The sequence below is a fragment of the Microbacterium sp. ET2 genome, from assembly GCF_030347395.1.
GTDB lineage: Bacteria > Actinomycetota > Actinomycetes > Actinomycetales > Microbacteriaceae > Microbacterium > Microbacterium albipurpureum.
In genome coordinates this window covers 2,818,728-2,839,952 of sequence record NZ_CP128170.1, presented here as the reverse complement: position 1 = coordinate 2,839,952, position 21,225 = coordinate 2,818,728, and the positions used below count along the sequence as shown (strand labels likewise).

The 21,225-nt window shown below is 71.1% G+C and carries 23 protein-coding genes and 1 riboswitch; of the genes, 12 read left to right on the top strand and 11 right to left on the bottom strand.

Annotated features, from left to right (window positions below; all coding sequences use genetic code 11):
• Positions 1–127 precede the first annotated feature (127 nt).
• Positions 128–835: an IclR family transcriptional regulator gene (locus QSU92_RS13820; RefSeq protein ID WP_289265912.1), complete on the top strand. Its 708-nt coding sequence runs from the start codon at positions 128–130 to the stop codon at positions 833–835.
• A 39-nt stretch (positions 836–874) separates the two neighbouring features.
• On the opposite strand, the gene QSU92_RS13815 is transcribed toward QSU92_RS13820, so the two are convergent.
• Entirely contained in the window at positions 875–1,636 is a 762-nt protein-coding gene (locus QSU92_RS13815; RefSeq protein ID WP_289262732.1) for an enoyl-CoA hydratase/isomerase family protein, read from the bottom strand.
• Between the two features lie 65 nt (positions 1,637–1,701).
• On the opposite strand from QSU92_RS13815, the gene QSU92_RS13810 reads away from it, so the two are divergent.
• The 5 genes from QSU92_RS13810 to QSU92_RS13790 all read left to right on the top strand — a co-directional run bounded on the left by QSU92_RS13810 (position 1,702) and on the right by QSU92_RS13790 (position 5,762).
• Positions 1,702–2,499, top strand: a complete 798-nt coding sequence (locus QSU92_RS13810; protein WP_289262731.1) for a transglutaminase-like domain-containing protein — start codon at positions 1,702–1,704, stop codon at positions 2,497–2,499.
• Between the two features lie 42 nt (positions 2,500–2,541).
• Positions 2,542–3,093, top strand: a complete 552-nt coding sequence (locus QSU92_RS13805) for a hypothetical protein (RefSeq protein ID WP_289262730.1) — start codon at positions 2,542–2,544, stop codon at positions 3,091–3,093.
• Positions 3,094–3,271: 178 nt separating this feature from the next.
• Positions 3,272–4,144, top strand: a complete 873-nt coding sequence (locus tag QSU92_RS13800; RefSeq protein WP_289262729.1) for an ABC transporter substrate-binding protein — start codon at positions 3,272–3,274, stop codon at positions 4,142–4,144.
• A gap of 35 nt (positions 4,145–4,179) precedes the next feature.
• Complete coding sequence (locus tag QSU92_RS13795; RefSeq protein WP_289262728.1) at positions 4,180–5,031, top strand: amino acid ABC transporter permease; 852 nt, start codon at positions 4,180–4,182, stop codon at positions 5,029–5,031.
• Complete coding sequence (locus tag QSU92_RS13790) at positions 5,028–5,762, top strand: amino acid ABC transporter ATP-binding protein (RefSeq protein ID WP_289262727.1); 735 nt, start codon at positions 5,028–5,030, stop codon at positions 5,760–5,762. Before QSU92_RS13795 ends, QSU92_RS13790 begins: the two co-directional genes overlap by 4 nt.
• Positions 5,763–5,784: 22 nt before the next feature.
• Here the strand turns inward: QSU92_RS13790 and QSU92_RS13785 are convergent, their stop codons facing one another.
• From QSU92_RS13785 to glyA, 4 genes are all read right to left on the bottom strand, one after another.
• Complete coding sequence (locus QSU92_RS13785) at positions 5,785–5,916, bottom strand: hypothetical protein (RefSeq protein WP_289262726.1); 132 nt, start codon at positions 5,914–5,916, stop codon at positions 5,785–5,787.
• On the bottom strand, positions 5,913–6,215 hold the full coding sequence (locus QSU92_RS13780; protein ID WP_289262725.1) for a hypothetical protein: 303 nt from the start codon (positions 6,213–6,215) through the stop codon (positions 5,913–5,915). The genes QSU92_RS13785 and QSU92_RS13780 overlap by 4 nt, the downstream gene beginning before the upstream one ends.
• Positions 6,216–6,489: 274 nt before the next feature.
• Positions 6,490–7,374 (bottom strand): bifunctional methylenetetrahydrofolate dehydrogenase/methenyltetrahydrofolate cyclohydrolase, encoded by an 885-nt coding sequence (locus QSU92_RS13775; RefSeq protein WP_289262724.1) that lies wholly within the window; start codon positions 7,372–7,374, stop codon positions 6,490–6,492.
• Between the two features lie 163 nt (positions 7,375–7,537).
• On the bottom strand, positions 7,538–8,812 hold the full coding sequence (gene glyA, locus QSU92_RS13770; protein ID WP_289262723.1) for a serine hydroxymethyltransferase: 1,275 nt from the start codon (positions 8,810–8,812) through the stop codon (positions 7,538–7,540).
• 28 nt (positions 8,813–8,840) lie between these two features.
• A riboswitch (ZMP/ZTP riboswitch) is annotated at positions 8,841–8,942 on the bottom strand.
• Between the two features lie 57 nt (positions 8,943–8,999).
• On the opposite strand from glyA, the gene QSU92_RS13765 reads away from it, so the two are divergent.
• From QSU92_RS13765 to QSU92_RS13750, 4 genes are all read left to right on the top strand, one after another.
• Entirely contained in the window at positions 9,000–10,529 is a 1,530-nt protein-coding gene (locus QSU92_RS13765; protein WP_289262722.1) for a family 20 glycosylhydrolase, read from the top strand.
• A gap of 68 nt (positions 10,530–10,597) precedes the next feature.
• Positions 10,598–11,065 (top strand): YrdB family protein, encoded by a 468-nt coding sequence (locus QSU92_RS13760; protein ID WP_289262721.1) that lies wholly within the window; start codon positions 10,598–10,600, stop codon positions 11,063–11,065.
• Complete coding sequence (locus QSU92_RS13755) at positions 11,062–12,435, top strand: FAD-binding oxidoreductase (RefSeq protein ID WP_289262720.1); 1,374 nt, start codon at positions 11,062–11,064, stop codon at positions 12,433–12,435. The genes QSU92_RS13760 and QSU92_RS13755 overlap by 4 nt, the downstream gene beginning before the upstream one ends.
• A complete protein-coding gene (locus QSU92_RS13750; protein WP_289262719.1) occupies positions 12,432–12,845 on the top strand; it encodes an NUDIX hydrolase in 414 nt (137 codons plus the stop codon). The genes QSU92_RS13755 and QSU92_RS13750 overlap by 4 nt, the downstream gene beginning before the upstream one ends.
• Here the strand turns inward: QSU92_RS13750 and QSU92_RS13745 are convergent.
• The 6 genes from QSU92_RS13745 to QSU92_RS13720 form a co-directional block, all read right to left on the bottom strand.
• The gene (locus QSU92_RS13745; RefSeq protein WP_289262718.1) at positions 12,833–13,612 is read right to left on the bottom strand and encodes a glucosamine-6-phosphate deaminase; all 780 of its coding nucleotides are present in this window, start codon (positions 13,610–13,612) and stop codon (positions 12,833–12,835) included. The genes QSU92_RS13750 and QSU92_RS13745 overlap by 13 nt on opposite strands.
• Complete coding sequence (locus tag QSU92_RS13740; RefSeq protein WP_289262717.1) at positions 13,605–14,564, bottom strand: ROK family protein; 960 nt, start codon at positions 14,562–14,564, stop codon at positions 13,605–13,607. The genes QSU92_RS13745 and QSU92_RS13740 overlap by 8 nt, the downstream gene beginning before the upstream one ends.
• A complete protein-coding gene (locus tag QSU92_RS13735) occupies positions 14,564–15,415 on the bottom strand; it encodes a carbohydrate ABC transporter permease (RefSeq protein WP_422880444.1) in 852 nt (283 codons plus the stop codon). The genes QSU92_RS13740 and QSU92_RS13735 overlap by 1 nt, the downstream gene beginning before the upstream one ends.
• 26 nt (positions 15,416–15,441) lie before the next feature.
• Positions 15,442–16,437 carry a carbohydrate ABC transporter permease gene (locus QSU92_RS13730; protein WP_289262715.1) on the bottom strand — a complete coding sequence of 332 codons (996 nt, stop codon included), beginning with the start codon at positions 16,435–16,437 and terminating at the stop codon, positions 15,442–15,444.
• Between the two features lie 75 nt (positions 16,438–16,512).
• On the bottom strand, positions 16,513–17,751 hold the full coding sequence (locus QSU92_RS13725) for an extracellular solute-binding protein (protein ID WP_289262714.1): 1,239 nt from the start codon (positions 17,749–17,751) through the stop codon (positions 16,513–16,515).
• A 67-nt stretch (positions 17,752–17,818) separates the two neighbouring features.
• The gene (locus QSU92_RS13720; RefSeq protein ID WP_289262713.1) at positions 17,819–19,003 is read right to left on the bottom strand and encodes an ROK family transcriptional regulator; all 1,185 of its coding nucleotides are present in this window, start codon (positions 19,001–19,003) and stop codon (positions 17,819–17,821) included.
• A gap of 121 nt (positions 19,004–19,124) precedes the next feature.
• Here QSU92_RS13720 and QSU92_RS13715 point away from each other — a divergent pair, with 121 nt between their 5' ends.
• Both QSU92_RS13715 and QSU92_RS13710 read left to right on the top strand, forming a co-directional pair.
• On the top strand, positions 19,125–19,604 hold the full coding sequence (locus tag QSU92_RS13715; RefSeq protein ID WP_289262712.1) for a hypothetical protein: 480 nt from the start codon (positions 19,125–19,127) through the stop codon (positions 19,602–19,604).
• Between the two features lie 97 nt (positions 19,605–19,701).
• Positions 19,702–21,198, top strand: a complete 1,497-nt coding sequence (locus QSU92_RS13710) for a L,D-transpeptidase family protein (protein WP_289262711.1) — start codon at positions 19,702–19,704, stop codon at positions 21,196–21,198.
• Positions 21,199–21,225: the final 27 nt, after the last annotated feature.

Sequence of the window (21,225 nt, the reverse complement as noted above, 5' to 3'; positions counted from 1 at the left end):
CGGCGCGTCGGTGCGCTGGAAAGTGGAGATCGCTTGTTCTATATTCGAACAGACCGTTCTACTATTGAACAGATCGTATATGACCGGCACGGGCGCGGGCAAGAGCCGCGAGCGAAAGGGGACCTCGATGACGGATGCCGGGCAGGGTGCACCCCCGTCACAGACGCTGAGCCGTGGCATCCGGGTGCTCGAGACCCTCGCCGATGCTCGTGAGCCGCTCACGATCGACGAGGTAGCGGGGCGGCTGGAGCTTCATCGCTCGGTCGCCTATCGACTCGTTCGCACGCTCGAGCACCACGGCCTCGTCGTGCGGGAGCGCAGCGGGCGACTGACCCTCGGGGCGCGGATGGCGGCGCTCGCCGCGGGTGTCGCGCACGATCTGCAGGCCGAGGCCCTGCCCGAACTCACGGCGGCCGCCAACGACCTCGGGATGACGTGCTTCCTCGCCGTCCTCGATCACGACCAATGCGTCACTCTCGTCAGCGTCGAACCCCGCCACTCCGTCGCCGCCGTCGCGCAGCGGCCGGGCACGCTGCATCCGGTCACCGTCGGCGCGCCGGGCAAGGCCATCCTCGCGCAGCTGCCCGAGCGCGCCTGGCCAAGCGTTCCCGCCCCGGTGGCCGCTGAAGTGCGGGCGGCGGCCGCGCGAGGCTTCGCCACGAGCCACGACGAGGTCCTGCCGAGCGTCCACGCCGTCGCCGTGCCGCTGACGCTGCGATCCCGACCGCCCGCGACGATCGCCGTGGTCCACGTCGCGGGCGCACGAGAGCCCGCGGTCATCGCGGCGCGCCTCTCTCGCTCCGCCGAGGCGATTCGCGAGGCGCTCGGCGGCTGAGGCCGGCGTTCGGCGGAGTCCTGGCGGGGCGTGCGAACCTCAGGCACCGCGGAAGGAGGGGCGCCGCTTCTGCTGGAACGCCGCAAACCCCTCGCGGTAGTCGTCGGTGGCGCGCAGCGCCTCCTGACCGGCCGTCTCGGCGGCGACCACCGACCAGAGCCGCTCGTCGCGGAGCGAGGCGATGAGGCGCTTGGATGCCCGGAACGCCCGGGTCGGACCGGATGCCGCTGCCCGCGCCTTCTCGCGCGCGAACGCCAGCAGCTCGTCATCAGGCATCGCGCGGCTGAACAGTCCCGCAGCCACCGCGTCGGCGCCGCTCAGCAGGTCGCCGGTGTAGATGAGGTCGAGGGCGCGATGCGCGCCCAGCCGATCGAACAGCAGCGCATGACCGCCGGAGTCCAGCAGCGCCCCGAGCTGGGCGAACGGCGAGCCGATCCTGGCCGTCTCGCTGACGTAGACGACGTCGGTGGCGATCGCGAGACCGAGCCCGACGCCGAGCGCAGCGCCCTGCACGGCGGCGAAGGTGGGAACGGGATGACCCGCCATCCGGCGCATCAGGCCTTCGACGGCTCCGAGATAGCCTGCGACGTCGTCAGTCTCGGGGTCGACTCCGGAGATGTCGCGGCCGGCGCAGAACACGCGGCCTTCACCGCGGAGGACGAGCGCGCGGGTGTCCGCCTCCGCGGCGCGTCGGTAGGCGGCATCCAGCTCGGTCAGATCGTCGAGGGTGAGCGCGTTTCGTCGTTCGGGAGCGTCCAGGACGATCTCCGCGACGCCGTCGTCGAGGGTGAGGGTGATCACCCCTCATCCGTATCACACCGCCCGCCCGGTTGTGAGCGGCGCCCGCTCGCGCGAGAGTGGAGCGCATGAAGCGGGATGTGGGCGCGAACCTGGAGCTCGAGGTCACCGAGGCGTCGGAGCTGGTGTTCTCCGTCGCCGTGGCTGCCGGAGTGCCGCGCGAACGAGAGCAGCTGAGCGTCACCCTCGACGGCGAACCCGTCGAGACCGAGGAGCTGGAGGACGAACACGGCACGCGCCTGCACCGGGTCCTCACCCGTCCCGGCACCCTGAGGCTCGACTACGCAGCGACCGTCGCCGGACAGGCCGAGCCCGCCACCGCGAGCGCGGCGGAGCTCGTGCGCTACCGGCGCCCGAGCCGCTACGCCGAGTCGGACGCCCTCTTCCCCACCGCGGCCGCCGAGTTCGCCGGCATCAGCGACCCGGCCGAGCTGCTCGCATCGGTGTCGTCGTGGGTGGGCACACGCCTGGCCTACGTCAGCGGATCGAGTCTGCCGACCGACGGCGCGATGCGCACGCTCCTGGCCCGACAGGGCGTCTGCCGCGACTTCGCCCACCTCACCGTCGCGCTGCTGCGCGCGCGGAACATCCCGGCCCGCCTCGTCTCGGTGTATGCCCCCGGGCTTCATCCGATGGACTTCCACGCCGTCGCCGAAGCCCACATCGACGGCGCCTGGTACGTCGTCGATGCGACGACCCTTGCGCCTCGCAGCACGCTCGTCCGCATCGCGACGGGCCGAGACGCCGCTGACACCGCCTTCCTCACCACGATCTCGGGGGCCGTCATGCTGGGCACCATGTCGGTGACCGCCGTCGCCGACGTCCTGCCCGACGACGACGTCACCGAGCTCGTCTCGCTGCGCTGACCCCCCGTGGCCCCCGGGAACGGGGCATGGCACGCTGGAAGCATGAAGACCTGGGTCGTGCGGTTCGTCTCGCTGCTGGTGTTCAACATCGCAGTGCTGCTGGTGATCGGATTCCTCACCCCCGCACGCGTCGGGTGGGCCGCCCTGTGGGCGGGCATCGTGCTCACCGCGATCGTGATCTGGATCAAGCCGCTGCTGTCCCGGTGGTTCGGCGGGATGGCGGCGCGCTCGGCCGACCGACGGACCCGGGTGGGCGAGAAGGTGGCGGAGTTCTTCGTCGCCTTCGCCGTCGCCTTCCTCGTGTGGATCGCGACGGTGCTGTTCACGGGCGTGTCGATCGGCGGATGGTTCTGGGGATGGATCCTTCCGCCCGTGCTCCTCATCATCGGGTGGGCGATCTACGACGTCATCGACGACCGCGTCGAGGCGCAGGCCGGCGCTCTGTACGACCGCGCCACACGGACGAAGGCGGCGGGAGCGGATGCCACGGGCCCGCGCCCTCCCTTCGGCGATTCGCGCACCACCGCGCAGGGCCGGAAGGAACTGCGCGACGGCCTGACCGACGAGCAGCGCCGCATGCTCGACGAGCTCTGACATCGCCCTCTCCCTCTCGCCACGCGAGCGCGAATCCCAGGCCCGCCCGGCGCCGCGCGTGAAGAGCGTGTAACAAAGCGACGCGGGAGGGCGCAGCATCCGTGTTCCCGCAGGATGATGGAGGAGCGCGCGTCCGCTGCAGCACGCGGCGCGCGTCATCCCGTACCTGGAGGCAGCCATGTCCCGCACCCGTTCCCGCCTGCGCCTGGCCCTGGCCGGCGTCGCCCTCGCCACGCTCGCCCTCACCGGCTGCGCCACCGGCTCCGGCGACTCCGATGCCGACGCCGGCTCCGACGCATCCGCTGCTCCGACCGACGAGGGATTCCTCACGCCCGGCAAGCTCACTTTCGCCACGGGCGAGCCGGCCTACTACCCGTATGTGATCGACGACGACCCCGCGTCGGGCGAGGGCTTCGAGTCGGCGATCGCGTACGCCGTCGCCGAAGAGCTCGGATTCGCCCCGGAGGATGTCGAGTGGGTGCGCACCACCTTCGAAGCGGCCATCGCGCCGGGGCCGAAGGACTTCGACGTCAACATCCAGCAGTACTCCATCACCCCCGAGCGGGCCGAGAACGTCGACTTCTCCTCGCCCTACTACGCCGCCAGCCAGGCGATCGTCGCCATCGAGGGGAACACCGCCGCCGAGGGCGTCGCCTCGCTCGCCGACACGAAGGGCCTGCTGCTCGGCGCCATGGTCGGGTCCACGAGCGCCCAGACGATCGAAGAGGTCGTCCAGCCCGACACCCCCGCTCAGCTCTACAACACCAACGAGGACGCCAAGGCCGCCCTCGAAGCCGGCCAGATCGACGGTCTCGTGCTCGACCTGCCGACGGCGTACTACGCCACCGGCGTCTACATCGACGACTCCTTCATCGTGGGCGAGCTCCCCACCGCGGGCATCCCCGACGAGTGGGGCCTGGTGCTGGCGAAGGATTCGCCGCTGACCGAGCGCGTCACCGCCGCCGTCGACGCACTGCGCGAGAACGGCACGCTCGAGGCCATCACGCAGGAATGGCTGGGCGAGGGCGCCGGCGTCACACTGCTGGAGTGAAGCCCGGCCCGGAGCGGTCGGCTAGCGTCGAAGAGGTGAGCGCCGACATCCATCAGCCGAGCGCGCTCGAGCTGCAGCGGCGCGCCTACCGCGCGCGCCAATCGACTCGTTCGGTGCTGATCGCCGTCATCTCCACCGTCGTCTTCGCGGTGGTGGTGTGGCTCACCGTGGTCAACACCCCCGGGTGGGCGTCGGTTCAGCGGTCGTTCTTCGACCCCGAGACCGCCATCGCCTCCCTCCCCCGCGTGTGGGAGGGCTTCCTGCTGAACCTGCAGGTGCTGGGGCTCTCGGTCATCACCGTCGCGATCGGGGCGACCGTCATCGCGCTCCTTCGCACCCTGCGGGGCGCGGTGTTCTTCCCGCTCCGGGCGCTTGCAGCCGGCTACACCGACGTCTTCCGCGGCATCCCGCTGATCATCGTGCTCTACCTCGTGGGCTTCGGCATCCCCGGGCTCGTGAACGAACGCATTCCCCCGGTCATCCTCGGCACCGCAGCGATCACGATCACCTACTCCGCGTACGTCAGCGAGGTGATCCGTGCCGGCATCGAGGCGGTGCATCCCTCGCAGAGGCTGGCGGCGCGGGCGATGGGGCTCGGGTACGCCCAGTCGCTCCGTCTCGTGGTGATGCCGCAGGCCCTTCGCAAGATGACGCCTCCGCTCATGAACGACTTCGTCGCGATGCAGAAAGACGTCGGACTCGTGTCGGTGATCGGCGCCGTCGACGCGGTGCGGGCTGCGCAGATCGAGACGTCGCTGGCGTACAACTTCACCCCGTACATCGTGGCGGCGGTGCTGTTCGTCCTGCTGGCGATCCCCACCATCCGCCTCGCGGACTGGTGGACGGCGCGGCTGCAGCGGCGCGAGCAGATGGGATCGATCCTGTGACGGCGCTCCTGCACGCAGACGCCATCTGGAAGTCGTTCGGCGACCGATCGGTGCTGCGCGGCGTGGCGCTCGACCTCTCGGCGCACGAGGTCGTCGCCGTCATCGGAGCGAGCGGGTCGGGCAAGTCGACCCTGCTGCGCTGCCTCAACCTCCTGGAGACGATCGACGACGGTGTCATCCTGCTCGGAGGAGACGACATCTCCGACCCGCGCGTCGACGGCAACCGGGTGCGCGCGCGATTCGGTGCGGTCTTCCAGCACTACAACCTCTTCCCTCACCTGTCGGTCATCGACAACGTCACGCTCGCGGCGCGGAAAGTGCACCGGATGCCGCGGCGCGACGCCGAAGCCAAGGCGATGGCGCTCCTCGAGCGCATCGGGCTCGCCGACAAGGCGCGCGAGCATCCCGACCGCCTCTCGGGGGGCCAGCAGCAGCGCGCCGCGATCGTGCGCGCGGTGGTGACCGACCCCGAGGTGCTCTTCCTCGACGAGATCACCTCGGCCCTCGACCCCGAGCTCGTGGGCGAGGTGCTCGAGCTGGTGAAGTCGCTGGCCGAGGAGGGGGCGACCATCCTCATGGCGACCCACGAGATGGCCTTCGCCCGCGATGTCGCGCACCGCGTGCTTTTCCTCGACGAGGGGCGGGTTGTCGAGGAGGGGCCGCCGAGTGAGGTCCTCGTCGCGCCGCGCGAGGAGCGGACACGGCGATTCCTGTCGCGCTTCACAACCTGATCCGGGGTGCCGCGGTCGCGGGTCAGACCGGCTCGGTGGTGCGGATGACCCCGCAGTTCACACACGACCACGCCACGAGGAAGCGCTCGTCGTCGAGGATCTCGTACCGCAGCGGGTCGCTGCAGGTCGGGCAGCGGGGGAAGTCCGCAGTCATGCCGGGAGCCCGTCATCGAAGAGGTTCCGCTGCCGCTCGAGCGACGTGATCTCGAAGCGGGTACGGGCGACGAGCGGATAGTCCACGCTGAGCCTCGTGAGGATCACCCGAACCTGCGCCTCCACCCACGGCTGGGTCTCCAGGGCGACCCGCTCGATCTCGGTGCGCGTGCGCAGCCACACCACCGGTGTGCCATCCGGGCCGGGGAGCCAGTGCGCGTCGACCACACCCCACGCCCCCGTCGACACGACCAGGGGCATGAGCGCCCGGTCGATCGCACGGCGCGCGGTGTCGTCCATGCTCCTACGCTAATCCGGCCCGCCAGGGCCGGGGTGCTCCTGGCCTGTCCCCGCCCACACCCGCCCCGGCGCACTGCGGCGACTCGACGCATCGCCCGTCGGACCCGTCGCATCACCCGGTGGCCGCGACGCATCACCCGTCCGCCCCGACGCATCACCCGTCGGTCGCAGAATCACGCGAATGTCGCAGAATCCCTGCCATCGGCTGCGACGCCGGTGTGTTTCTGCGACCGGAGGCGCTGTGGGGATGAAGAGAAGGGACGGATGCCGCGGGTCAGGCCTCCAGCGAGCGCTCGGCAGCCTCGACGACGTTCGTCATGAGGAGCGCCACGGTCATCGGTCCGACCCCGCCGGGGTTCGGTGAGAGCCAGCCGGCGACCTCGGCGACGTCCGGGTGCACGTCGCCATACACGCGCTGCGCGCCCGTCTTGGGGTCGTCTTCGCGGGTCACGCCGACGTCGAGGACGGCGGCGCCGGGCTTGACGTCCTCCGCTCGCACCAGGTGCTTCACCCCCGCGGCGGCGACGATGACGTCGGCCTGGCGGAGGAAGGAGGGGATGTCGGGGGTGCCGGTGTGGGTGAGGGTCACCGTGGCGTTGATCTCCCGGCGGGTCAGGAGGAGCCCGATGGACCGGCCGATGGTCACGCCGCGGCCGACGACGACGACGTGCGCGCCCTTCAGGTCGTAGCCGTTGCGCAGCAGGAGCTCGATGACACCGCGCGGAGTGCAGGGCAGGGGCGTCGTGATCGGCGCGTTGACGTTCAGCACCAGCCGGCCGAGGTTCGTCGGGTGGAGCCCGTCGGCATCCTTCGCCGGGTCGATCCGTTCCAGGACGCGATCGGTGTCGAGGTGCTTCGGCAGCGGCAGCTGCACGATGTAGCCGTGGCACTCGGGATCGGCGTTGAGCTCGTCGATCAGAGCTTCGACCTGCTCCTGCGTGGCATCCGCCGGCAGTTCGCGCTGGATCGAGTTCATCCCGATGCCCACCGACTGCTTGTGCTTCATCCCCACGTAGAGCTGGGAGGCGGGGTCGGCGCCGACCAGCACCGTCGCGATGCCCGGGGTGACGCCGCGCGCCTTGAGCGCGGCGACCCGTTCGGTCAGTTCCGCGCGGATGGCGGCGGCGGCAGCCTTGCCGTCGAGTTTCTGAGCCGTCATGTCGTCTCTCCTTCTGCGTCCCTGCGGCGAGAGTGCATCTGCGCGCCGAGGGTGCGGGGTGTTCCCGCATCCTCGGCGTCCAGATGCATTCTCGCGGGGAGGCGCGGGGTGGCGGGGGGCGGGTGCCCGGTGAGTGGGATTGCGCCAGCAGGCGACGCGCGGGTTACTGCGCGAGGCCGGGGTACAGCGGGAAGGCGTCGGTCAGCGCAGCGACCCGCCCGCGCAGCGCCTCGACGTCGGCGCCCGGCTGGAGCGCGAGGGCGATGACGTCGGCGACCTCGGCGAACTCGGCGTCACCGAATCCGCGGGTGGCGAGCGCGGGGGTGCCGATCCGCAGACCCGAGGTCACCATCGGCGGACGCGGGTCGTTCGGCACGGCGTTGCGGTTGACGGTGATCCGGATGTCGTGGAGAAGGTCCTCGGCCTGCTTGCCGTCGATCTCGGCCTCGCGCAGGTCGACGAGCACGAGGTGCACGTCGGTGCCGCCCGACCGCACCGACACGCCTGCGGCGGCGACATCGGGCTGCATGAGCCGGTCGGCGAGGATCTTCGCTCCGCGCAGCGTCCGCTCCTGTCGCTCGCGGAACTCGGGAGTCGCAGCCAGCTTGAACGCGGTCGCCTTCGCGGCGATGACGTGCATGAGCGGGCCGCCCTGCTGCCCGGGGAAGACGGCGGTGTTGATCTTCTTCGCGAGGTCGGCGTCATCGGTGAGGATGATGCCCGACCGCGGACCGCCGATGGTCTTGTGCACGGTGGAGGACACGACGTGGGCGTGGGGGAAGGGCGAGGGGTGCACGCCGGCGGCCACGAGCCCGGCGAAGTGCGCCATGTCGACCCACAGGTAGGCGCCGACCTCGTCGGCGATCTCGCGGAATCGCGCGAAGTCGAGCTGACGGGGGTAGGCCGACCAGCCGGCGATGATGACCTTGGGCTTGTGCTCCACGGCGAGGCGTCGCACCTCGTCCATGTCGATCAGCGAGGTCTCGGGGTCGACGCCGTAGGCGACGATGTCGAACAGCCGACCGGAGAAGTTGATCTTCATCCCGTGCGTGAGGTGGCCGCCCTGGTCGAGCGCAAGACCCAGGAGGGTGTCGCCGGGGCGGGCGATGGCGTGGAGCACCGCCGCGTTCGCGGTGGCGCCGGAATGCGGCTGGACGTTGGCGAACCCGGCGCCGAACAGCGCCTTGGCGCGCTCGATCGCGAGCTCCTCGGCGACATCGACGACCTCGCAGCCGCCGTAGTAGCGACGGCCGGGGTATCCCTCGGCGTACTTGTTGGTCAGCACCGAGCCCTGGGACTGCAGCACCGAGACCGGCACGAAGTTCTCGGACGCGATCATCTCGAGGAAGCCCCGCTGACGGTCGAGCTCGCGCTCGAGCACGTCGGCGATCTCAGGGTCGACCTCGGCGAGAGGGGCGTTGAAGATCGGATCGGACACGACGGTCTCCTTCCACAGCGGCGGATCGGACATCGGCCCAGGCGTGCGGTCGAATGCTCTGCGGTCGGACGGATGACTCCCGGTCGCTCCCCGGTGGTGTCCCACCTCAACGCCAGTCGCGACACCCCGAGCATAGTGGACGACGGGCGATAGGCTGGTGGGACCGCTATTTGTAAAGGATCCTTACATGACGGCGCATCCGGCCCTCGTCCCCCTTCCGCGCTCCGTGGCCGTCATCGAGGGCGACCCGTTCCGACTGACAGCGCAGACCCCGGTAATCGCGGATCCGGATGCCGCGGCGGCGGCCCGCCGCATCCTCTCCACCGCCACTGCTCAGACCCTCGCTCTGCCGGCCGAGGCGTCCCCCTCCTCCCCCGCGCTCACCCTCTCCCACACCTCCGACATCGCGCCGCCCGGCGCCTACCGGCTCGTCGCGGCCGACACCGGCGTCGAGATCTCGGCCGCCGGCGCCGAAGGCCTCGCTGCCGGCCTGCACACGCTGGCGCAGCTGCTCACCCCGACGTCCGAGGGATGGCGCGTCCCCGCCGTCCGCATCGACGACGCGCCCCGCTTCGCCTATCGCGGCCTCATGCTCGACGTCGCGCGACACTTCTTCCCGGTGGCCGATGTCCGCGCGATCATCGATCGGGCAGCGAGCCTCAAACTCACGCACCTGCACCTCCACCTCACCGACGACCAGGGGTGGCGGCTGCAGCTGCGCGCGCACCCGGCCCTCACCGACGCCGCGTCGGGCTCGGCGATCGGCGGAGGCCCGGGCGGGTTCTACACGCAGGAGGACTACCGGGACATCGTCGCGTACGCCGCCGCGCGGCACATCACCGTGGTGCCCGAGATCGACCTGCCGGGACACACGCACGCCGTCGGCCTGGCCTACCCGCACCTGGCGGCCGACCCCGTCGTGACCCCCGAACTCGTCGCTGAAGCCGCCGGCCGGGGCGAGGCCCTGCCCGCTGCGGGCGCGCCGTACACCGGGCTCGGCGTGGGATTCTCCTCGCTCCGGCTCGATGAGGAGGCGACCTTCGACTTCGTCGCCGACGTGCTCGGCGAGCTCGCTCACCTCACGCCGGGCCCGTACCTCCACCTCGGTGGCGACGAGGCGTTCGGCACCGCTGCGGACGAGTACGACGCGTTCCTCTCACGCGTCACCCAGCTCGTCGCCGATCTCGGCAAGGTGCCGGTGACCTGGCACGACGCGGGACGAGCCGACGTCGCGCCCGAGACCGTCGGACAGTACTGGGGCCTCACGACCCCCGACGCTGCGGGCGCGGACGCCGCACTCGCCTTCGTCCGCCGCGCGAGCGGTGTCATCCTCTCCCCCGCCGATGCGGTCTATCTCGACATGAAGTACGACGACGACACTCCCCGCGGTCTCACCTGGGCAGGCGGACCCACGAGTGTGCGCCGAGCGTACGAGTGGGATCCGGTATCGGTCATCGACGGCATCGCCGATGACGACATCGTCGGCGTCGAAGCGGCCGTGTGGACCGAGACCATCGACGACCTGGCCGGGCTCGACGCCATGATGTTCCCGCGATTGGCGGCGGCAGCCGAGGCGGCCTGGTCGGCGCCTCTCGGCTCCACTCCGGAGCGCTCGTGGGAGTCGTTCCGCCGCCGCGTGGGCGGGCTCGGCCCGCTCTGGCGGCGACAGGAAATCGTGTTCCACCCCGACCGTCAGATCGCATGGACGGGCGAGTGAGCGCCGTCGCCGCAGCCCACCCCGCGCATCCCGGGTTCGGGGCGCACCCCCGCGCCTAGACTGGGGAAATGCCCGAAGAGCCCACCCAGGCGCCGCGGAAGGACGCTGGGCGCACCCCCGAACCGACCGCCGCGCAGACGCCGAACGTCGCGCCGCAGCAGCCGCATGCCCCTGCCGAGGGGCGCCCCGCCGGCACCCGTGCACCGCTGTCGGGAATCGACATCCTCGCGTTCGTCTGCGAGCTGTTCGCGTTCGTCTCCCTGGCCTTCTGGGGTTTCCTCGCCTGGCCTCTCCCCTGGAACATCGTCGCGGGCATCGGCGCCCCGGTGACGGCGATCCTCATCTGGGCGCTGTTCGTCTCTCCCCGGGCGGTGTTCGCGGTGCACCCGTTCGTCCGGGCCCTCGTCGAGCTGCTCGTCTACGCCGCGGCCGTCCTCGCCTGGTGGGACCTCGGCGCCGTCTGGGTCGGCATCGTCTTCGGCGTGATCGCCGTCACCGCCGGGGTGTTCGCCGGCCGGGGGCAGCTGTCGTCGTGACCCCTGATGCCGGCGCCGCGCTCGACGCGCTCCGCGCGGCGCTCGGCGATCGCGTGGACATCTCCGATGCCGCCCGCGAAGCATCGCGCGCCGACAAATCCGGCCACGCCGCCACGGGCCTGCCCCTCGCCGTCGTCCACGCGCACGACGTCGCCGACGTGCAGACCACCCTTCGCATCGCGAGCCGGACGTCGACACCCGTCGTCACCCAGGGGGCCCGCACGGGCCTCGCCGGCGGCGCGAACGCCGGCGAGGGTGAGATCGCCCTCTCGGTCCGCAGAATGGACCGCGTTCTCGAGGTGCGCGCCGATGACCTGATCGCGGTCGTCGAACCCGGCATCCTCAACGCCGATCTGAACGCGACCCTCGCCCCGCACGGCCTGTGGTGGGCTCCCGATCCGGCGAGCCGGGCGATCTCGACCGTCGGCGGCAACATCGCCACCGGCGCCGGCGGCCTCCTGTGCGCGAAGTACGGCGTCGTCCGTGACGCGGTGCTCGGGCTCGACGTCGTCCTCGCCGACGGACGTCTGATCTCCCTCGGGCACCGCACCGTCAAAGGAGTCACGGGCCTCGACCTCACCTCGCTCCTCATCGGCTCGGAGGGCACCCTCGGCGTGATCGTGGGTGCCACCCTGAAGCTCCGGCGCCTCACCGCCGGTGAGGTCTGCACGATCGCGGCGACGTTCCCCACCGTCCGCGCGGCCGCCGGCGGTTCCGCGGCAGTGACCGCGGCGGGCATCCAGCCCGCGATCATGGAGCTGATGGATGCCGCATCCCTCGCGGCCGTCCACGCCCTCCTCGACCTCCCCCTCCCGACCCCCGGCGCCTCGCAGCTGACCATCCAGACCGACGGCGTCGCCGCGCGCGCCGAGGCCGAGCAGATCGCGGCGATCCTCCGCGCGGCGGGCGGAACCGTCGTGCTCTCGCACGACCCCGACGAGGGTGAGCGGCTGCTGGCGATCCGCCGGTCGATGCATCCGGCGATGGAGAGCCTCGGCACCACCCTCATCGAGGATGTCTCGGTACCGCGCAGCGCCCTCCCGGCGATGTTCGACGAGATCGCGCGCATCGAGAGGGAGTACGGCATGGCCATCCCCACCGTTGCCCACGCCGGCGACGGGAACCTCCATCCGAACTTCGTCTATGCCGGGTCCGATGAGGTTCCCGCCGAGGTGTGGGCAGCCGCCGACGAGCTGTTCCGCGCCGCGCTCCGGCTCGGCGGCACGCTCACCGGTGAACACGGCGTCGGCGTGCTGAAGCGCCGCTGGCTCGCCGATGAGCTCGGCGACGACCAGTGGCGGCTCCAGCGCGAGATCGCCCGCGTCTTCGACCCGCAGGGGATCCTCAACCCCGGCAAAGTGTTCGTGTGAACCCGCACGAGATCCGCGTGAGCGCGGGGCTGGTGACGGATGCCGCGGGACGCGCGCTCCTGGTGCGCAAGTCCGGCACGCGGCTGTTCATGAACCCCGGCGGCAAACCCGAACCCGGCGAGAACCCCGCAGAGACGCTCGTTCGCGAGCTCCACGAGGAACTCGGCCTCTCGGTCGCGGCCGCGTCGCTGCATCCGCTCGGCGTCTTCCGCACCGCCGCGGCCAACGAACCGGGCCACGACGTCGTCGCCGACGCGTTCGGACTCCAGATCGATCCGGCCGGCCCGACGCCCCGGGCCGAGATCGCCGAGGCCCGGTGGATCACTCCCGAGGATGCCGCGACCACACCGCTCGCTCCCCTCTGCGTCGTGCTGCTGCCGCTCGTGTGGGGCGCGGACTACAGGCCCTGACCGTCGGGCTTGTTCTCCCAGGCGTAGCGGTAGTAGTCCGCCAGCCGCAGCTGCGAGGCCGCCCCCTCGTCGACGACGACGGTGGCGTGCGGATGCAGCTGGATCGCCGACGCCGGAAGCGACGCGGTGAGCGGGCCCTCCACGGCTCCCGCGACGGCCGCGGACTTGCCCACACCGAACGCGAGCAGCACGAGGTGCCGGGCGCGGAGAATCGTTCCGAGGCCCTGGGTGATGCAGTGCCGGGGGACGTCGTCGAGGCTCGGGAAGAAACGGGCGTTGTCGCGGCGGGTCTGGGCGGTGAGCGTCTTCACCCGGGTCCGCGATGCGAAGGAAGACCCGGGTTCGTTGAACCCGAGGTGGCCGTCGGTGCCGATCCCGAGGATCTGGAGGTCGACGCCGCCGGCGGCGTCGATCGCCTGCTCGTACTCCTCTCCCGACACGGCGATCCGCTGGGGATCGCCGTCGGGCACGTGGACCAGCGCCGGGTCGAGACCGAGCGGTTCGACGACCTCGCGACGGATGACCGAGGCGTAGCTCTCGGGATGGTCGGGTGCGATCCCGACGTACTCGTCGAGGGCGAAGCCGCGGACGCCGGAGAGGTCGACCCCCGTCGTCTGCTGCCGGAGCGCGCGGTAGACCGGGAGCGGTGTCGACCCGGTGGCGAGGCCGAGCACGGCTCGCGGATTCTCACCGATGAGGCGGACGATCTCCGCCGCGACGAGGGCGCCGGCGGCGTCGGCGCTGTCGACGATGACGATCTCAGCCAACGGTCAGCACCTCCTCGCCCCGCTCTGCGCCGAGGAGGGCGGCTCCGAGCGCCGCGGCCGGTGATCCGGTCGGGAGGAGCTCGATGCGCTCGTCCAGGTGCAGCGACCGCAGGAACGGCGAGGTCTCGCCGCTTCGCCGCAGCGCCGCCCGCACCGGCGTGACGAGCCGGTCACCGAGGGCGGTGAGACCGCCGCCGAGCACGACGACGTCCACGTCGGCGGTGAGGACGAGTACCCGCACCGCCGCCGCGACCCCGCGCACCAGGTCGTCGCGGAGCTCGCGGGCCCGCGCACCGACAGGACCGTCGGCGTCTGTTCCGTCGGCGCAGTCGAAGACGTCGGCGACGGGGAGGACCCCCGGCCTCGCCCACCGTTCGGCGATGGCGCGTCCGCCGGCGAGCGCCTCGATGCACCCGCGCTGACCACAGCGGCACCGGGGACCGGCAGGGTCGACGCTCAGGTGACCGATCTCCCCGGCCGCGCCGCGGGACCCCCGCCAGAGTGCGCCGCCGGTGACGAGCCCCGCGGCCACCCCCGTGCCGAGGTTGAGGTAGGCCAGGCCCGGCTCCGCAGTGCCGGAGGCGGCCGGATCCACGGGCCCGCGGAGCACAGCCGCGCCGAGCGTGGCGGCCTTGACGTCGTTCTCGACGTCGACGGGGAGGCCGAGCGCGGCGCCGACCACCGCGGCGACGTCGAGGGAGCGCACGCCGAGGTTGACCGCGTGGGAGATGATCCCCGACCCGGGGACGATCTGCCCCGGCATCCCGATCCCCACCGATGTCGCAGGCCCACCCGCCTGTGCGCTCACCTCCTCGACCGCCGCGTGGATCGAGGCGATCACGCCGTCGGGGCCGAACGCGGTGGCGCGGCGCACCCGTGCGACGACGCCCCCCGCCTCATCGAGCGCGACCGCCTCGGTCTTCGTACCGCCGACGTCGAGTCCGACCCGCATCAGCCCTTCACCGCCCCGGACACCAGCCCCGAGGTCATCCGGCTCTGGACGATGAGGAAGAACACCACGACGGGGATCGACACGAGCGTCGATCCTGCCATGAGCTCGGCCCAGTTGATGCCGCCGTTGGGGTCGAGGAAGGTGCGAAGCCACACCGGCAGAGTCATGGCCTCGGGGCGAGGGTTCAGCACGAGCGCGAAGACGAATTCGTTCCAGGCCTGGATGAACCCGAAGACGCCGGTGGCGACGAGACCGGGGGCCAGGAGCGGGAAGGTCACCCGCCAGAACGCCTGCGACCTGCTCAACCCGTCGATCATCGCCGCCTCCTCCAGTTCGATCGGCACCCCGTTGACGAAGCCACGGAGGGTCCAGATCGTGAAGGGCAGGACGGTGGCGAGGTAGACGGCGGTGAGCCCGATCACGGTGTTGAGCAGCTGCCAGCCGTCGATGAGGCGGAACACCGAGACGATGAGGGCCTCGGCGGGGATCATCTGGATGATGAGGATCGTCACGATGAACGCCGCGCGGCTGCGGAACCGGAACCGGGTGACGGCGAGCGCGGCGAGGAAGGCGAAGACGAGCGAGACCGCCACCGTGAGCAGGGTCACGGCGAGGGAGTTGCCGAGCGCCGTGAGGAACGGCGCGCGATCGTGGTCGAAGATCACCCCGAGGTAGTTCTCCAGGGTGGCGTTCTCGGGCCACAGCCGCAGGGCGCTGCCGCGCACCTGGCCGTTCGGCTGCAGCGAGGTGTTGACCATCCAGTACACCGGGAACACCGAGCATGCGAAGACGATGAGACCCGCGACGGCGGCGAGGACGGACGCGACGCGGCGGCGGATGCGCGGAGACATCGGGTTCCGGGAGGGGGCGAGCGTGGTCACAGCGACTCCTCCCGGAGGTTCCGGCGGACGTAGAAGATCGACAGCGCCACCAGCAGCAGCACCACGATGACCGAGATGGCCCCGCCCACCCCGAAGTCGCCGGCACCGAGCGAGACCCGGTAGATGTACACGCCGAGGGTGTTGGTCTGCTCGGCCAGCCCCCCGATCGACTGCAGGGCGTAGATCTGCGTGAACACCCGCAGATCCCAGATCACCTGCAGGATCGTCACGACCACGAGGATCGGGCGGATGAAGGGCACGATGACCAGGAAGAACCGCTTCGTCGCTCCCGCCCCGTCGAGCTGTGCCGCCTCGAGTACCTCGTCGGGAACCTGGGTCAGGCCCGCGTAGACGGTGAAGGCGACGAACGGGATCGCACCCCACACGATGATGATCGTCGCGACGAAGAAGAAGCTGAGCGGTTCGATGAGCCAGGAGTGCCCGACGAACTGCTCCAGGCCGAACACCTGGGAGAGCACCTGATTCAGCACGCCGTACTGGGTGTCGAAGATCCAGCCCCAGACGATCGTCGCCGACAGCGGCGGCATGGCCCAGGCCAGCAGCAGTCCGATCGAGACGAGGGTGCGGATGACGGTGCCCAGGCGCCGCATCAGGAGGGCGATGAGGATGCCGAGCATCATCGTGGCGACGACGCAGACCGCCGCGAAGAGCAGCGAACGGGCGAGCACCTGCCAGAACTGCGGATCGGTGAGGATGCCGACGTAGTTGGCCAGGCCGATGAACTCCGGCGGGGCGCCGAAGACCTGCGCCCGACCGAACTCCTGGAACGACATGATGACCAGCTGCACCAGCGGCCACCCGGTGATGGCGGCGAGGACGATCAGCGCCGGCGTGAGGAGGGCGTACGGAGTGAGGGTGCCGGAGCGGAGCGCTCGGCGTCTGCCGGGGCTCGGCGGCGGTGCGGGGGCGACGAGGCGTTCACCGTCGACCGCGCTCACGGCGGGGCTGACGTCGCGGTGCAGCGTCGACATGGCGGGTCTCCCAAGTGTGGTCGTGGGCCGGGCCGGCGGTGCGAGAACCGCCGGCCCGGAGCGTGGTGCGGCCGGTCAGCCGTTCAGGATGTCCTCGATCTGAGTGTCCACCTCGGCGGCGAGCGCGGCGACGTCACCGCCCTGGGCGATCTTGACGAAGAAGTCCTCCAGAACGCGGGATGCTTCGACCTCGGCCCAGTCGGGAGATGCGGGCGTCAGCTTGGCGTTGCTCGCGGCCTCGGCGAAGGCGGCGGCCTCGGGCGTGTCGCCGAGGGTGGAGGCGAGCGATTTCTTGGCGGGGATCAGACCGTTCTCGCCGTAGATCGTCTGGAACTCGTCGCTGAGGATGATGGCGAGAGCTTCCTTGGCGAGGTCGGGGTTCGCCGACCTCGCCGAGATGCCGATGTTCGAGCCGCCGGCGAACACCTGGGCGGGTCCTCCGTCCATGCCGGGGAGGGCGTAGACGAGCGGCGCGGCGGGCGGGTTCTCGGTCTCGCAGGCGCTCGCGAGACCGAGGGCCCAGTTCGGCGCGGAGAACTGGATCGCCGACCCCTCGCAGTAGGGGGTCCACGGCTCGGCGTTGTCGCCGTCCTTCGGCGCCACGGACGCGGTCGTCATCAGCTCCTGCACCTGCAGGAGGCCGGCGACCGACTCGTCGGAGCTCAGCTGCGCGTCCCACTCCCCGTCGGACTCGACGGCGATCTCGCCGCCGTTCTCCCAGATGAAGGGGAGCGCGTTGTACCAGTCCTGGCCGGCGAAGTAGATGCCGGACTTCCCGGGATTGGCCTCCGCGAGGGCGGTGGCCGAGGTGATGTAGTCGTCGAGGGTCGCGGGTGCCTCGGCGACGAGCGCCGGATCGGCGAACACCACGCGGGCGCCGGAGTACAGCGGCGGTGCGTAGAACGCCCCGTCGTAGGAACCCGCTTCGACGAAGCCGGGCAGCAGGTCCTCCCCGCCGAGGGACTCGAATTCGTCGCTGAGATCGAGGAGGGCGCCGACCGAGGTGAAAGCGGGCGCCTGGGTGTTGCCGAACTCCACGATGTCAGGACTGTCGGAGCTGGACAGGCTGGTGGTGAGCTTGTCGACCAGACCCTCCCAGCTCTGCTCCTCGATGACGAGGGTGGAACCGGGGTTGTCCTCCTCGAACGTCTCGACGAGGTAGTCGCGGGCTTCCTGGGGCGTGTCGGCGCCGACCAGCCACACGCGGATCTCCGCGCCCTGGTCCGAGCCGGCCGAGCCCGTACCGCCGGCGCAGCCGGCCAGCACCACGGCGCCGACCCCGAGCAGGGCGGCGCTCACGAGCGTCTTCTTCATAGCGTTCCTTCTTCTGGGTGGGGTCGGAGAGACCGACCGGGTGTGCGGGGAGCGGAAGCGAATGGCGTCATGAGACCCCGAGTTGGCCGGAGAGCACCATGACGGCGGCGCCGCGCAGCACGATGTCCTGGCCGTGCGCGGTCATCCGGACGCGCACCCCCTCGTGGAAGGGTGCGAGCGTGCGGGCGCGGAGCGTATCGACGGTGGCGGCGGCGAGGGGTCCGTCGAGGAGCTCGGGCGGGCCGGAGAGCACGATCTCGGACAGATCGAGGGTGGCGACCACCGGCGCGAGCGCGATCCCCAGCCGCTCCCCCGCGTCGCGGAGCACGCCCTCGCGGGCGGCGTCGTCGTCGGGTGCTCCGGCGAGGCGCTCGGAGAGCGAGGGAACCGAGAGCCACGCCTCGAGGCATCCGATCTTCCCGCACGCGCACTGCGGACCGCCGTCGGTGCCGACCGTGACATGCCCGATCTCGCCCGCGGCGAAGCGCGAGCCCCGGAGGGGCCTACCCGCGGTGAGGAGCCCCGCACCGACACCGCGACCGACCTTGATGAGCATCACGTCGTCGGCGGCTCCCCCGAGGGTGTACTCGGCGAGGACGGCGGCGTTGGCGTCGTTGGCCACCAGCACCGGCAGCTGCAGCGCGTCGGTGAGGGCGCGCTCGAGGTCGAAGCCCACCCAGCCGAAGTTCGGCGCTGCGAGGATCACACCGTGCTCGTCGACGACACCGGGGGTTCCCACCCCGACGCCGAGGACGGGCGCGTGGGCATCGGCGACGAGAGACCTCGCCAGAGCCACCGCCGTGTGGACGACGTCGCCGGCCGCAGCCGGCGCGGGCACCTCGTGCCGGGCGACGATCTCTCCGTCGAGCGTGAGCACGGCACCGATGAAGCTCTCGCTGCCTGAGAGATCGAGACCGACGATACGGTGACCTGCGCGGTCGAGATCGACCAGGATCGCCGGCTTGCCGGGACCGGAGGCCTCGCGGGTGCCGAATTCAGCCAGGAAACCGTCGGCGATCAGTTCCGCCACGAGGTCGGAGATGGTCACGCGGGTGAGCCGGGTCTCCCGGGCCAGGTCGGCCCGGCTCATCGCTCCGCCGTGGAACAGCGTCTGCAGCACGAGGGAACGGTTGTGCCGACGCGCCTGCTCGGGCAGCACCTTCGCGGTCTGGCGACGCCCCCGCGGCGGCAGAGCCAGCGCCGGGGAAGCGGCGTCGCCGGGGATCGTACGAGAGGTGTCGACCGGGGTCATGTTTGTTAGTACACCTTACGAACTAAGCAGGATGCAAGCGATTCGGCGAATTTGCTCGGAGTCTTTACGAATTCGTGATCCGCGGGCTGTCCTAGGGTGGAGGTCGACGAAGGAGGTCGCCATGCGATCCACAGCCGCCATAGGCACCCTCAGCCTGCTCGCCGTCCTGGCCCTTGCCGGATGCACGGGTTCTCCCGCCGCCTCCCCCTCGGGGGATTCGGCGGCCTCGCAGGGCGCCCCCGACGACGGATCCTCCGACACCTCGGGTGACGGCGGTCAGTCCACCCAGGACGCGTGCCTGCTCATCTCCGACAGCATCACCGAGGCGACCACGGAGTTCCAGGAGGCCTCGGCCGAAGATCCCGGCGCCGTCGCCGAGGCGGCCCGCGCCGCCGCCGACAGCCTGGGCTCCGCGGCCTCGCAGGTGACCAACGACGAGATCGCCGCCCTTCTGCCCGAGCTTCAGGACATGTTCACCCAGACCGCCGAGGTGATGGACTCCGTGGCCAGCGGCGACCTCACCCAGGTCGAGGACGCCGCGGAGATCGGCGAGTCGTTCCAGGTGACGGTGACGAAGTTCCAGGAGCTCTGCGCGCCCTGATTCGGTCGCACCCCGGGTCGTGATAAGACCGTTGCCCTCGCCGCCGGCAGGGTCGTTTAGCATGTAACGACGACACTGACGCAGTCGGGGGGACCGCGTGACTGACCTTGTGACCCGGCCGGATGCCGACGGGGCCGCTGAATCGCGGCCGCAGGCTGCCGACACGGCCGACGCACCCACGTCCGATGTCCCCGGCGGAGATGCTCCGACCTACGCCTGGGCGCCCGCGGAACCCACTCCCAAGAAGCGTCGCTGGGGTCTCTGGATCGGCGTGACGGCTGCGGCCGCCGCGATCGGCATGGTCGCGGCATCGGTCTTCCTCATCGCTCCGGGCACGGCGGTCGCCGGTGTGCCGGTGGGTTTCCTGACCCCCGGCGCCGCCGCCGCTGCGATCGAGACACGCCTCGCCGAGACGACGGTCGTCCTCACCGGCCCCGCCGGCGACGCCGAATTGACCGGCGCCGACCTCGGGGCGACCGTCAACGCGCAGGCCCTCGCCGAGACCGCCTTCGCCGAGCACCCCATGTGGAATCCGACCGGCTGGTTCCCCTCCCCCGTCGACGCGGAGGTGCAGCTCGATCCGGTGGTCGCCGCCGACGCCCTGCTGGCCGCCGCCCCCGACCTCTCCGTCTCGCCCGTCGATGCGGTGGTCGCCTTCGACACCGCCTCCGCGAGCTACCAGGTCACGCCCGCCGTGCCCGGCGAAGGCATCGATGCCGATGCCGTGCGCCAGAGCCTGCAGGACGCGTTCCTCGCGGGCGAGCAGCGCGTCGAGGTCGCACCGACTCTGGCCGTCGTCGAGGCCGAGACCACGACGACGATCGCGGAGGCGACCGCGTCGCGGCTCAACGCCATGCTCGACACCGCGGGCTTCTACATCGGCGATGAGCGCACCGTGCCGCTCGACCGCGCTGTCGTCGCGTCGTGGATCACCCTCGGTGACGGCGACCGCGGCACGATCTCGATCGAGGTCGACCAGGCGGGCATCCAGTCGGTCGTCGACACCCTTCCGGGACTGGTGGATCGCGAGGCGGTCGACGCCACGGTCATCACCAACAGGGCCGGCACGGTGCTGCGCGAAGACGTCGCGGGAGTCAACGGACGCGCGCTGGAGTCCACCGACGGACTCGCGGCCGACGCCGCGTCGCAGCTCGCGGCCGGCGACGGTGTCATCGAGCTCGGGGTGACCGAGACGCCCTTCGCCACGGTCGCGCTCGCCCGGTCGGTCGAGGTCGATCTCAGCGCGCAGCGCGCCTACCTGTTCGAGAACGGCAACATGGTGGAGTCGTTCACCATCTCATCGGGCACCGCCGCAACGCCCACCCCGACCGGCAACTTCACCGTCTTCGCGTACACCCGCGTTCAGGACATGGGCGCGCTCTGCTACAACCCCGATGCGGTGAACAGCTACTGCACCGAGGATGTGCCCTACATCACGTGGTTCGCACCCGACATCGCGTTCCACGGCGCATCGAATTTCCGCTCGTCGCTGGGCTACCCGCAGAGCCACGGCTGCGTGAACATGTGGGATGACGCGGCGCGGTTCATCTACGAGTGGACCGCCACCGGCACCGAGGTCAGCGTCTACTCCTGAAGTCGCGGCGATCCACGCCGGGAGAGC